At 60.6% G+C, this 12,451-nt stretch carries 12 protein-coding genes; 11 read left to right on the top strand and 1 reads right to left on the bottom strand.

What is annotated here, in order from left to right; genetic code table 11:
* Window positions 1-309: 309 nt before the first annotated feature.
* The 3 genes from NBH21_RS22900 to NBH21_RS22910 all read left to right on the top strand — a co-directional run bounded on the left by NBH21_RS22900 (window position 310) and on the right by NBH21_RS22910 (window position 4,454).
* Window positions 310-861 carry a hypothetical protein gene (locus tag NBH21_RS22900; protein ID WP_250913115.1) on the top strand — a complete coding sequence of 184 codons (552 nt, stop codon included), beginning with the start codon at window positions 310-312 and terminating at the stop codon, window positions 859-861.
* A complete protein-coding gene (locus NBH21_RS22905) occupies window positions 858-1,865 on the top strand; it encodes an NAD(P)H-quinone oxidoreductase (protein WP_250913116.1) in 1,008 nt (335 codons plus the stop codon). Before NBH21_RS22900 ends, NBH21_RS22905 begins: the two co-directional genes overlap by 4 nt.
* 126 nt (window positions 1,866-1,991) lie before the next feature.
* Entirely contained in the window at window positions 1,992-4,454 is a 2,463-nt protein-coding gene (locus NBH21_RS22910) for a membrane-bound PQQ-dependent dehydrogenase, glucose/quinate/shikimate family (protein ID WP_250913117.1), read from the top strand.
* Window positions 4,455-4,578: 124 nt separating this feature from the next.
* Here the strand turns inward: NBH21_RS22910 and NBH21_RS22915 are convergent, their stop codons facing one another.
* A complete protein-coding gene (locus NBH21_RS22915) occupies window positions 4,579-4,761 on the bottom strand; it encodes a hypothetical protein (protein ID WP_250913118.1) in 183 nt (60 codons plus the stop codon).
* A 227-nt stretch (window positions 4,762-4,988) separates the two neighbouring features.
* Here NBH21_RS22915 and NBH21_RS22920 point away from each other — a divergent pair, with 227 nt between their 5' ends.
* The 8 genes from NBH21_RS22920 to NBH21_RS22955 all read left to right on the top strand — a co-directional run bounded on the left by NBH21_RS22920 (window position 4,989) and on the right by NBH21_RS22955 (window position 12,409).
* Complete coding sequence (locus NBH21_RS22920; RefSeq protein WP_250913119.1) at window positions 4,989-5,630, top strand: TetR/AcrR family transcriptional regulator; 642 nt, start codon at window positions 4,989-4,991, stop codon at window positions 5,628-5,630.
* 244 nt (window positions 5,631-5,874) lie between these two features.
* Window positions 5,875-6,606, top strand: coding sequence for a class II aldolase and adducin N-terminal domain-containing protein (locus NBH21_RS22925; RefSeq protein ID WP_250913120.1), 732 nt, complete (start codon window positions 5,875-5,877; stop codon window positions 6,604-6,606).
* A gap of 126 nt (window positions 6,607-6,732) precedes the next feature.
* Window positions 6,733-8,253 (top strand): 4-hydroxyphenylacetate 3-hydroxylase family protein, encoded by a 1,521-nt coding sequence (locus tag NBH21_RS22930; protein WP_250913121.1) that lies wholly within the window; start codon window positions 6,733-6,735, stop codon window positions 8,251-8,253.
* A 37-nt stretch (window positions 8,254-8,290) separates the two neighbouring features.
* Window positions 8,291-8,812: a flavin reductase family protein gene (locus NBH21_RS22935; RefSeq protein WP_250913122.1), complete on the top strand. Its 522-nt coding sequence runs from the start codon at window positions 8,291-8,293 to the stop codon at window positions 8,810-8,812.
* Between the two features lie 37 nt (window positions 8,813-8,849).
* Window positions 8,850-9,266: a RidA family protein gene (locus NBH21_RS22940; RefSeq protein WP_250913123.1), complete on the top strand. Its 417-nt coding sequence runs from the start codon at window positions 8,850-8,852 to the stop codon at window positions 9,264-9,266.
* Between the two features lie 18 nt (window positions 9,267-9,284).
* Window positions 9,285-9,959 carry a DUF1028 domain-containing protein gene (locus NBH21_RS22945; RefSeq protein ID WP_250913124.1) on the top strand — a complete coding sequence of 225 codons (675 nt, stop codon included), beginning with the start codon at window positions 9,285-9,287 and terminating at the stop codon, window positions 9,957-9,959.
* Between the two features lie 182 nt (window positions 9,960-10,141).
* On the top strand, window positions 10,142-11,092 hold the full coding sequence (locus NBH21_RS22950) for a LysR family transcriptional regulator (protein ID WP_250913125.1): 951 nt from the start codon (window positions 10,142-10,144) through the stop codon (window positions 11,090-11,092).
* Between the two features lie 222 nt (window positions 11,093-11,314).
* Window positions 11,315-12,409 carry an ABC transporter ATP-binding protein gene (locus NBH21_RS22955; protein WP_250913126.1) on the top strand — a complete coding sequence of 365 codons (1,095 nt, stop codon included), beginning with the start codon at window positions 11,315-11,317 and terminating at the stop codon, window positions 12,407-12,409.
* The last annotated feature ends 42 nt before the right edge of the window (window positions 12,410-12,451 follow it).

Below are 12,451 nucleotides of genomic sequence, written 5' to 3' on the forward strand. Positions count from 1 at the left end.
GCATGATCAGCCGGTCTTGCAGGCGCAAGAGCCTCCTTGATGCTGAAGTCATGCTGGATACAAACATCCACATTTTCACGGTGGAAAACCGACCGCAGCAAGTGCGCGCGGTCCTCGGTTCAGGGTGAGCACGACCAAGGGATAGGATTCGGATCCACCCGTATGATTGAGACCGCAGGCGTCCGGCGGCACATTTCTCCCCGGAGCAGGCGTTCAGTTTACTCCGCAACGACCAGCATCGAAGCGCCAGCGACCCTTTCTGCAGGGCGCGAAACGGCGCTGCCGAACACAGACCGAAGGAACGAGACAATGAATGTTGTAACCGACAAGCTTCTTTCCCAATCCGCGTATTCTCACGATATCGACATTCCCTTCGAACAGGTCGATATCGCCGATTGGCTGTTCAACTTGCCTGAGGCCGAGTATCAGCGTTGCTGCCCGCCTGATCATATCGCTTGCGGCGCAACTTTCACGGATGACGGCCGCAAGATGTCGATCAACGTGGAGAAGATCGGCACCGGTCTCGTCATCCAGCACTATGTTGCAGAAGAGGCGACGCCCTCTTATTGCCGTATGAACTCGATCTCCGACGTCTTTACCCCGACGGGCGATCGCACGCAGGTCAATGTGATCTGGGAATTGATCGCTGAACCGATCGAAGGCAACCGCACCCGCTACACCAACCGTGTCACCTGCCATCCGACGGATGTGTTTCTGGCCTTCATCGAGCAGCATGGCCAGACATTCGAACAGGCCGCAGCAGCACGTCAGGCAGCCGGCGGCGACCATAACCACCGCGAAACTCCGCTTTTTGCAGAAAGCATTGCCCGCAAGGCCCGGGCTAAGGCGGCGGTCAAGTGAAGGCGGTCGTCTACGATCAATTTGGCACGGCGGATGTTCTCCGCCTTGCCAATGTTCCGCAGCCGGAACCGCGCCCGGGAGACCTCCTTGTCAGGGTCAGGGCACTGGGTGTCAACCGCGCCGATATTCTCCAGCGTCAAGGCTACTACGGCACGCAAACCTATGGGGAAAGTGCACTGCTGGGATTGGAGTTGTCCGGCGAAGTCGTGGCAGTCGGATCCGATGTCGTCGATATGCAGCCTGGCGATCGCGTCATGGCCATCGTTGGCGGTGGAGCCTATGCGGAATATGCGCGCGTTGATCGCGGCATGGCGGTGGCAATTCCTGAAGGCCTCGATTTCATTGGCGCCGCTGCCGTGATGGAATCCTTCGTCACGGCCTGGGAAGCGCTTGTTCATCTGGGTGAAATAGCGCCCGGCGACAGCATTCTCGTCCACGCAGCCGCAGGCGGCATCGGATCAGCGGCAGTCCAGATCGGCAAGGCTTTGGGCGCAAGGGTCTTTGCCACGGCTTCATCGGCTCGCCGAGCTGAGGTTGAGGCGCTTGGTGCGGAAGTCGTGTTCGACTACCGCGCGGAAGATTTCGAGCAGGGCATTCGCGAACAGACGAGTGGCAGCGGCGTTGACGTCATCGTCGACTTTCTGGGCGGTGACTATCTCGGGCGTAATCTGCGCAGTCTCCGGCCCGGTGGTCGGCTCGTGCAGGTCGGGCTGCTCAGCGGTCATGAGGATACAAGGATTCCCCTCGGACTCCTGTTGCACAACCATCTCCGTCTCATAGGCACCGTCATGAAATCACGGAGCGTCGACGAGAAGCGAGCAATGGTTCGCCGCTTCACCGAAAATGGGTTGCCGATGCTGGCGGATGGTCGCCTGAGGCCTGTAGTCGGGCAGACCTATCCATTATCCGAAGCGGCGCAGGCGCATCGTTCCATGGAAGCCGGGGGAGGCTTCGGCAAGATCGTTCTGACAATCGACGACGTCCGGCTTGGTGCAGAGACCTAGTCTAAACGTCGAATTCGATCTGGCTTGACAAAAGTGAACTTGTAGTCATTTTTAAATTGTCTCTCTGCGGGTAAGCCCTTTGTCATGCGACATATCGGCGCTCTCGCCATCACCGAGGTCAATCAAATGACAACATCTTCGCAGCGCCCGACGGGGCTTGTGGTGAGGCTCTTTGCCGTCATCCTGGTCCTGATCGGTGCGGCTTACGCCTATGGAGGCGCGCAACTCGCGTCTCTCGGCGGTTCTCCCTACTTTATCATCACCGGCATCGCCGTCGTCGTCTCCGCTATCCTGGTCTGGCGGGGCAGCGCCTGGGGCGGCTGGGTGTATGCCGCCATGCTTGCCTACACATGGGTATGGGCGGTGAAGGAGGCAGGGGTAGACTTCTGGACCTTGCTGCCGCGACTGTCCGGGCCCTTCCTGTTCAGCCTGTTCTTCCTCACTCCGGCCTATAAGCGCAGCATCGTTTCCGGCCCCCGTCCTGCAGGTTTCCGTCGTGGCATCGCGGCAGTTTTCGCGCTTTCCATCCTTGGTCTTTTCGGCTGGGGCTTGGTGAAGGGCGACATTCATGAGACGACCGCCACGCATGCGCTGCCGGAAGCCGTGGACACCTACGCATCCGCCGCGCCGGAAGGCGAGTGGCACTATTACGGTAACGACCAGCACGGCACGCGCTTTTCGCCGCTGACGCAGCTTAACCCGGAAAATGTCGACAAGTTGCAGGTCGCATGGACCTATCGCACGGGCGATTATCCGCCGCCGGAAGGCCCGAACCGCCGGTTCGAAGTGACGCCGCTGAAGGTCGGTGACAGCTTGTTCTTCTGCACGCCGCGCAATGATATCGTCGCGCTCGATGCGGAAACCGGCAAGGAACGCTGGCGCTTCAATGCCAAGGTGAACCTCCGGGGCGTGACCGGCTCGGCCGCCTGCCGTGGCGTCGCCTATTATGAGGCTCCGGTTTCCGAACCGGATCAGGGCACGGATACCGCACAGAACAGCGCCGGTCACGCCCTCTGCACCCGTCGTATCATCGGCCCGACCGTCGATGCCCGCCTGCTCGCCGTCGATGCAGAAACTGGCGAAGCCTGCACCGGCTTTGGCGAGAACGGTCAGGTCGACCTCAAGAAGGGTCTCGGCGAGGTCATTTCCGGTTATTCCTACGTTTCGTCCGCACCGCAGATCGTCCGCGGCAAGGTGGTCATCGGCGGCTGGATTTCCGACGGCCAGTCGGTCAACGAACCTTCGGGCGTGATCCGTGCCTTCGACGCCAGGACCGGCGCATTCACCTGGGCCTTCGACATGGGCCGCGACACCTATCACGGCGAGCCGGAACCGGGCGAGGAATACACGCGCGGCACACCGAATTCCTGGGCGCCGATTTCCGCCGACGATGAACTGGGTCTCGTCTACATGCCCACCGGCAATGCGACGCCGGACTACTGGGGTGGCCATCGCCGGGACTTCGACAATAAATATTCCGGCTCGGTCGTGGCGCTTGACGCCGAAACCGGTGCCGTACGTTGGTCCTTCCAGACCATTCATTACGATGTCTGGGACATGGATGTCGGCTCCCAGCCGAGTCTGATCGATCTCAAGGTCAACGGCGAAACGGTGCCAGCCCTCGTGCAGCTTACCAAGCGCGGCCAGAACTTCGTTCTCGACCGCCGCACCGGCAAGCCGGTCTATGAGGTCAAGGAACTACCGGTGCCGCAGGGTGGCGCGGAAGCGGAGCGGCTCTCGAAGACGCAGCCCTTCTCGGTCGAAATGCCGGAATTCTCCGGCGTCGACCCGCAGAAGGTGACCGGCATCGATGAAACCGACATGTGGGGCGCCACGCCCTTCGACATGATGTGGTGCCGCATCCAGTACAGGAAGGCCCGCTGGGAAGGTCCGCTGACCCCGCCTGGCGAAGACCCGATCGTCTTCTTCCCCGGCTCGCTCGGCGGCAACAACTGGGGCTCCGGCTCCTACGACCCGGAGCGCAAGATCCTCGTCGCCAACTGGAACCGCGTGCCGATGTACCTGCGCCTCATTCCGCGCCCGGAAGCGGACAAGATGGGTCTCAAGGCGGCTGACGGCTCGCCTGGCACCAGCGTCGGCGGCAATGTTCCGCAGATGGGTGTGCCCTATGCGGCGGGTCTTGCCCCGTTCATGTCGCCGCTCGGCGCACCTTGTCTCGCGCCGCCCTATGGCATGGTGACCGCAATCGACCTGACGACCAAGAAGGTCATCTGGTCGAAGCGCTCCGGCACGGCGGAGGACAGCGGCATCACCATCGGAAAGACGAAGATCAAGGCCAGCTTGCCGATCAAGATGGGGATTCCGGGTCTCGGCGGCACCATCACCACCAAGTCCGGCCTCGTCTTCGTTGCGGCCTCAGGCGAACAGTCACTTCGTGCGATGAACCTCGCCACCGGCGATATCCTCTGGAAGGACCGGTTGCCGGCAGGCGGCAACGCCACGCCAATGACCTATCTCTCCAACGAAAGCGGACGCCAGTTCGTGGTCATCGCCGCCGGCGGACACAACCTGATGCAGACGCAGCCCGGCGACTATCTCGTCGCCTATGCATTGCCGAAGGCGAACTGATCGCGATCCGGCATGACAGAAACCCCGCCCCCGGGATCTCTCGGGGGCGGGGTTTTGCGTGTGGAGAACGTCCTTCGATCGCGCGCCGAAACGTGGCGTCATCTCTCCGGTATCAGTGACGGCCTCAGAGTGACCCGCGCAGGCGGCCGAGGAGAAGAAAAGCGGCGAGAACACCGACCATGTAGACAATATAGGGAACGGTGATCGTCGAATGGCGAAGCGCCCATGTCTGTTCGTAAAGCGGATAAAGCGGACTGGCCATGGTTGCGCCCATGGTCCCGGCTGCCAATGCGAGGGCCACAAGCATGAATGGCACCCACGATACGGGGTGACTGTGGGTCACGAGGGCCTCGTATTGGAAAAGGAAAGCCTTCCACATCTGGTCAAGGAAGGAAGGGCTTCGTAAAGTGTGACAGGGGGAGGATTGGCTCCACGCCGGGGGCGACGTAGATCTGTACCGGAACAGATCTAAAATGATCATTTGGTCATTTTAGATCAAGCCAATTCCTGCAATTGCAATTTCGAGGAATATTGATGGCCGAAGAGATGATCAGGCAGGCCGAAAAGCCTGCGGCAAGAGTGCGCGGACCGAGTGTCGAAAAGACTGCGCGCACGCGCGAACAGATCATCCGGGCGGCCATGGACGAGTTTCTCGACAAGGGCTATGCCGACGCGACCATGGCTGGCATCGCAGCCCGCGCTGGTCTGGCAAAGGGGACGACCTATCGCTACTTCGAGACCAAGGAGGCGCTGTTCGCGGGTATCGTCCGCGATATCGTAATAGACCCTCTCGCTGCGGCCCATAGTCGTCCGATCGGCCCGGATGAGTCAGTTGCAGACTATTGCCGTTCTACTCTTTTACCGGCGATGCGTCTGATCGAAGACAAAGGACGTGCCAGCATAGCGCGACTGGTGTTGACGGAAGGACAGGTCTTTCCCTATCTCGCCGACGTCTATCGCAAGGAGGTCTACGAACCTTTCATCGACCATCTGCACCAGTTGGCGAAAATGGCAGCTGAGCGCGGCGAGCTGAAATGCATGTTCCTTGTCGACTCTCCCCATCTGTTGGCGGCCCCGCTCTGGATGGGGATCGTTCACAACGGCTTACTGAAGCCGAGCCAGCAAATCGATACGGCAGCCCTGTTCGAAGCACAGATCGGCCTGCTGTTCAAATAGGCGCGGTGGAATTGCTAAGTTCGGGAAGGGGCCATCGCGTTTGTTTCAGGATTGCCGGATCGCAAGAGCCTTGCTCCCTCGCCTAGGTTTTGGCTAACCAATCATCAGGAATTTCATATTTTACATTCCCCCGTGCGGGGCCTCTTATTCTCCCAACAGCAAGTCGCAAACTTCAGTGATGAGCGCCGGCAAAGCCTTGCCGGAGCCCGGGCGAGGTTTGTCCATAACGGCCAAGAGGAGAACCATGACGGCACCCGATGAGACGCAAATCCGCATCGATCTGGCAGCCTGCTTCCGTATCGTTGCAAAGCTTGGCATGCACGAAGCCGTCGCGAACCATTTCAGCGCCGCCGTTTCTCCAGATGGCCGCAAGTTCCTGCTGAACCCGAAGTGGAAACACTTCTCGACCATTCGCGCGAGCGATCTCATCCTGCTCGATGCGGATGACGAGGACGCCAAGAGCCGACCGGACATCGATCCGACGGCGTGGTCCATCCATGGGCAGCTCCATAGGCTTGCGCCGCACATTCGCGTCGCGCTCCACCTTCATCCGATTTATTCGACCACGATCGCCACGCTAAAGGACCCGACTGTCAAGCCGATCGACCAGAACACTGCGCGTTACTTCAACCGCATTGCCGTTGACACGCTCTATGGAGGCATGGCCGACACGGAAGCCGAGGGCGCTCGTCTTGCACACCTGCTGGGCAACAAATCGCGGCTGATGATGGGCAATCACGGCGTCATGGTGACTTCCGGTACGATCGGCGAGGCCTTCGACGACATCTACACCCTTGAGCGCGCCTGCCAGATCCTGGTCAATGCCTATGCTACGGGCCAGCCGCTGAATGTGCTCGATGACGATGTCGCCGAGAAAACCGCCCAGGATTGGGAGGGTATTACCGACTTCTCCATCGCTCACTTCGAAGAAATGAAGCGGATGCTGGACAGGGAAGATCCCTCATATGCCAGCTGAGACGGAGTTCGGCTTCGTATTGTTTGAAGCATAAACCCGGAAACTTTTATTTTTCAGCCAGAACGAAGCCGCCGATAATCGACGCAGCAATCGAAATACCAGATCGAGACACTTGAAGGGTCCGAAATGATCAGAACGGGTTCAGAATACAAGGATTCCATTCGCGGCACGCGCGAGGTTTACGTAAGAGGTGAGCGTGTGAAGGATGTGACCGCACATCCGATGTTCAAGCCGCTCGTGGATATCCGCGCCCGCATCTATGACATGCAGCACGATCCGGCGACGCGCCATATCATGGCCTACAAGGAAGACGGCGAGTGGAACGCGGTCAACAACAAGCTGCCTCACACCCAGGCCGACTGGTGGGACAAGCGCCGGGCGACGGATACCGTTCTCGAGGATGTCGGCGGCATCGTCACCCGCGTCGGCGATGAGACCGTCGGCGAGATGTGGTCGCTATTCGACGGCCAGGACGTTTTGAACGAGGTCGATCCGCAGTTTTCGGAAAATATCCGCAACCATATCCAGAAGGTGCTGCATCACGATCCCTTCCATGTATCCGCCAACACGGATCCGAAGGGTGACCGCTCCAAGCCGCCGCAGGAGCAGGACCCGGACATGCTGCTGCATGTGGTCAAGGAAACCGATCAGGGCATCGTGGTGCGGGGCGCCAAATACGAGACCGCCGCCGCTTACGCCAACCAGGCCTTCACCAAGCCGACCATCGCCAACTGGGGCAACTCCGCCTATTCCGACTATGCCGTCGGTTTCATCTGCGACCTCAACTCGCCGAACCTGAAGTTCATCTGCCGCACCGGTTTTGCAGGACGCGCGCCGGCGGAAGACTATCCCCTGTCGAACAAGTTCGACGAAGTCGACACGCTGGTGATCTTCGACGACGTGCTGATCCCGTGGGAGAATGTTCTTTTCTACCGCCACACCAAGGCGGCAATGTTCATTCGCGCCACGCTGCACCGTTACTCCGCGTTTGCCTTCACCCAGCGCAACCTGAAGCTTGCCGACATGATGATCGGCGCGGCTCTTTTCAACGTGCGCCAGACGGGGCTCGACAAGCAGCAGGCGGTTCAGGAAAAGCTTGCCCAGCTCGCCTGCTACCGGGAGGGCATCAATGCTCATCTGACGGCGGCGATCACGCTTTCCGAGCGTTCGCCGGGCGGCTTGATCATGCCCAACCAGTCGCTGCTCTATTCGGGCCGCGTACTCGCCTGTTCGCAACTCCACGAAATGATGCACTTGACCCGCGAACTTTGCGGCGGCCAGATCTGCGTCACGCCGGACAAGGCCTCCTTCGATGCACCGGAAACCAAGCCGTGGCTGGACAAGTTCTACACGGTCAACGAGGACTGGGTGGCGGAGGATCGCCGCAAGCTGCTCGCCTTCGCGCGGGACATGCTGAACTCGGATTATGCCGGTCACCGGCTGACCTTCCAGCTCTTCGCCCAGTCGCCGCCCTTCGCGCATCTGGCCGCCGTCTACCGCAACTTCGACTGGGACGGCCCGATGGAATTCGTCAAGCATGCGGCCGGTCTGTCGGACTCGGTTCTCGGCGAGACGACCCGCACGCCCGGCGACAGCGCCGTCTCGCGCTGGTTCGATACGCAAGCCACCCGTTCCGCCGCAGAATAACGGCCGAACCCGGTCGTTCTCCCAGGGAGCAATCACGATGGAAAACAGTCTCCGGAACGATTTCCTCAGCGCGATGAGCCGCGCCTGCTGCACGGTCAATATCGTTACGACCGACGGTCCGGCCGGCCGTTCCGGCGCAACCGTCTCGGCAATGTCGTCGGTCTCGGCGGATGGTGCAGCACCGACGCTGCTTGTCTGCCTGCATCAGAACAGCGCGACCGCCCAGGCGATCCGTGACAACGGTGGCTTCTGCGTCAACGTTCTGCGCGACAGCCAGTCGGCCATTTCCGACCGCTTCGCCGGCCGGCTGGACACCATCGATGGCAAGTTTGCCGGCGCGATATGGGAAACCGGATCGACGGGGGCGCCCCGCCTGAACGGCGGTCTGGTCTCGTTCGATTGCCGCGTGGCTAGCGAGCAGAAGATCGGCACGCATCACGTCTTCATCGGCGAGGTGGTGGCCATTTCCGAAGCGGATGAGGGATTACCGCTCATCTATTCCGGTCGCGCCTATGGCCGTCCGGCACGTCTCGACACAGCGCACGGCTGCACCGCCTGACCCTGCCTCATTCGCACTCATCTCGAAAGGTTTTTCCATGCCCGTCCATAAACGTATCCGCATGTTCAACACCAAGGAGACCTATCCGGAGCAGAAGCTCGACAACGACCTCTGCCAGGCCGTCGTTGCCCGAGGCACCATGGTTTTCGTGCGCGGGCAGATCGGACAGAACCTCGAGACATCCGAAAGTGTCGGGGTTGGCGACGTTACCGCGCAGGCCGAGCAGGCCATGTACAACATCAGGATGCTGCTTGAGGAATCCGGTTCCGAACTCAGCCACATCACCAAGATCGTGATCTACATCATCGATCCGCGTTATCGCGAGCAGGTCTATCTCGTTGTCGGCAAGTGGCTGAAGGGTGTTTTCCCGGTCTCGACGGGTATCGTCGTCTCCGCGCTCGCCCGTCCGGAGTGGCTGGTCGAAATCGACGTCACCGCCGTCATTCCCGATTGACGCTGGAAGGGAAGCATCATGACCTTCTCCATCAGCGGCCGGTGTGAAAAGACCGGAACATTCGGGATCGCGATATCTTCGTCTTCGCCGGCGGTCGCGGCTCGCTGCGCCCATGCGCGCGCCGGTGTCGGCGTCGTGGCGACCCAGAACATTACCGACCCGTCGCTTGGCCATAAGGGGCTCGACCTCCTGGCGTCGGGCCTCGATGCGGATAGGGCTCTGGAAAAGCTTCTCGATGGCTACGCAACCGCGCAGTACCGGCAACTCGTGCTGCTCGACACGAACGGCAATACCGCCGTTCATTCCGGTAAGCATACGCTCGGGACCTACGCGACCGCCAGGGGCAAAAACTGCGCTGCCGCCGGCAACCTGCTGGCCAATACCGACGTTCCCGCGCGAATGGTCGAAGCTTTCGAGGCATCGGAGGGTGCGCTCGGAGACCGGCTGATCGCGTCGATGCTCGCCGGATTGGCTGCGGGCGGCGAGGCGGGGCCGGTGCATTCCGCCGGGCTCCTGATGGTGCGCAATGTTTCCTGGCCGATTGCAGATCTGCGTGTCGATTGGGCGGAGGAAGATCCGATCGGTCAGCTTGCCGCCCTTTGGGAACTCTACGAGCCGCAGCTGGAAGATTATGTCACGCGGGCGCTGAAGCCTGATGCCGCACCGAGCTACGGCGTTCCCGGCGACGAGTGACCGTTATGCCAGGTCGGGTTGATGGAGGAGGGAGATCGCCCCTTGAATAGTCTTTTCGGCTGGAGACTATCAGCTTGATTTCACGCGCTTTTTTGAAGAATGTCGCCTCTGCCGCGTCCGGTGATCGTCCTACTCGCCGAACGATTGCTTTTGTCAGACGAAGGAGGGAGGTATAGAAAGGCATGCGTTACACGCTTCGCCAGATCGAGTACTTTATTGCCACTGCCGAGACCGGATCGATCACTCTGGCGTCCGAGCGGATCAACATCTCGCAACCCTCCATTTCCACTGCTATCGCCCACCTTGAACAGGAACTGGACACGCAGTTGTTCGTGCGCCGCCACGCGCAGGGACTAATTCTGACGTCGGCGGGCAAGGCACTGCTGGTGGAAGCAAAGCGCCTGCTTGAGCACGCGCAGCAGATCTATCAGGTGGCTTCCGAAGCCAACGACAAGGTGAGGGGGCAACTCAGCCTTGGCTGCATGGTCACGCTCGCACCGATGATCATGCCGGAACTTTCCCACGCCTTCACATCGGCCTTCCCCTCGACGAAGGTGATGCAGGTCGTCGGCGATCACGATACCCTGCTGCAGAAGCTCTCCAGCGCGGAAATCGATGTCGCCATCATGTACGATCTGCTGGTGCCCGATGGCTTCGACTTCGTGCCGCTCGCCAGCCTGCCTCCGCATGTACTGGTCGGTGAGGTGCATCCCTTCGCACGACTTTCCGCAGTCACCGTGCAGGACATCGCACCGGAACCGCTGCTGCTGCTCGACCTACCGATCAGCCGCGAATATTTCCTCGCCATCTTCATGCAGGTCGGCATCGATCCCAATATCGGGGCGCGCTCGCCACACCAGGATATTCTGCGCACCATGGCGGCCAACGGCTACGGCTATACGCTCGCAAATGTCAGGCCGCGGGCGGATGTCGCGATGGACGGACGCAAGCTGGTGCGTGTGCGTCTTGCAGGCGATCACAAGCCGATGGTGATCGGCCTTGTCTCTCTCAGGGATCGTCGCAAGTCACGCCTCATCGAACTTTTCGAGCGCCATTGCCGGAACCGTATCTCCGACGCCTACATTCCCGGCATGGTCGCTCCCGCAATGGAAAAGCGCGTTCGTCTGCCCTGATCCGCATCAGGGCATGTGCACCCATGCGAACCGAATCTTCCGCTTGTTCTGCCTATAATTTGGGCGCTGGCATGTGATTAGACAGCAGCTAAGCAGTGGGCCAGAATTTCATAATTTACACCCGCCACCCCATCCGACTTACTTCCATCACAAGCCTTTCGGCGATCCGCCAAACCGGCCGGAGTGGTCTCTCGGCGGCAGCTACAGGATGACAGTTGCAACATGAAGAACAGCGTGATCGACGTGACGACCTCGACACCGGTGAGCGCCTCGACGACTTCTCCCGCGCTCAAGCTCCAAGCCGAAGGACTTTGCAAGTTCTATGACGACTTTGCGGCCCTGCATCCGACGGAGCTGAAGGTTCACGCGGGAGAACTCCTGACGCTGCTTGGACCGTCGGGCTCCGGCAAGACGACGCTGCTGCAGCTCATCTGCGGCCTCGTGCAGCCTTCGGACGGGATACTGACCATCGATGGACGCGACCATACCGGGACGCCGGCCAGTCAGCGGGACGTTGGCGTGGTGTTCCAGAATTACGCGTTGTTTCCGCATCTGACCGTGCATGAAAATGTCGGCTTTCCGCTCGAAATGCGTCGGGTCGCAAGGGGCGATGCCGAGCGCCGGATCGCAGAGGCCCTTGCAATGGTCGGGCTTGCCGATTTCGGCAAGCGCTTTCCCTCGGAGCTGTCAGGTGGCCAGCAGCAGCGCGTCGCGCTTGCTCGTTGCCTCGTCTATCATCCCTCGCTGATCCTGATGGATGAAAGCCTCTCCGCGCTCGACCGCAAGCTGCGGGAAGCCATGCAGATCGAGATTCGCCGCATCCATCGTGAAACCGGCTCGACCATCATCTTCGTTACCCACGACCAGGAGGAGGCGCTGGCGCTGTCCGACCGCATCTGCCTGATGAATTCCGGCCGGATCGAACAGATCGGCAGTCCGCAGGAAATCTACGAAAGACCTGTCAGCCGCTTTGCCGCCGACTTCATCGGCGTCTCGAACATCTTTGAGGGACGCGTGGAAAGCGACCGTCTTGTTACGACCGAAGGCGCCTTGCCGCTGCCTGCCGCGACGCAGGCAGTCAAAGGCTTCCTCGTCGTTCGACCGGAGCACATCCGCTTCGAGGAGCCGGAAGGGGCGACGCTTGTCGGTCGCCTCATCGAGACGATCTATGCCGGCCCGCAGAGCAGGCTCATCGTGAGGCTGGACAGCGGCTTCACGATCACTGCGCTTCGCTCGTCCAGCCTGCCGCAGCTGCAGCATGGCGAACCGGTCGGCCTTTCCTGGAACCCGGAGGACGCCCGCTTCCTCGATCGCTAACCGTTTCATCCGCCTCGCATGCCAGTCATAAACCATAACCAG

It is taken from the genome of Ciceribacter sichuanensis (assembly GCF_024055605.1).
Classification (GTDB): Bacteria; Pseudomonadota; Alphaproteobacteria; order Rhizobiales; family Rhizobiaceae; genus Allorhizobium; species Allorhizobium sichuanense.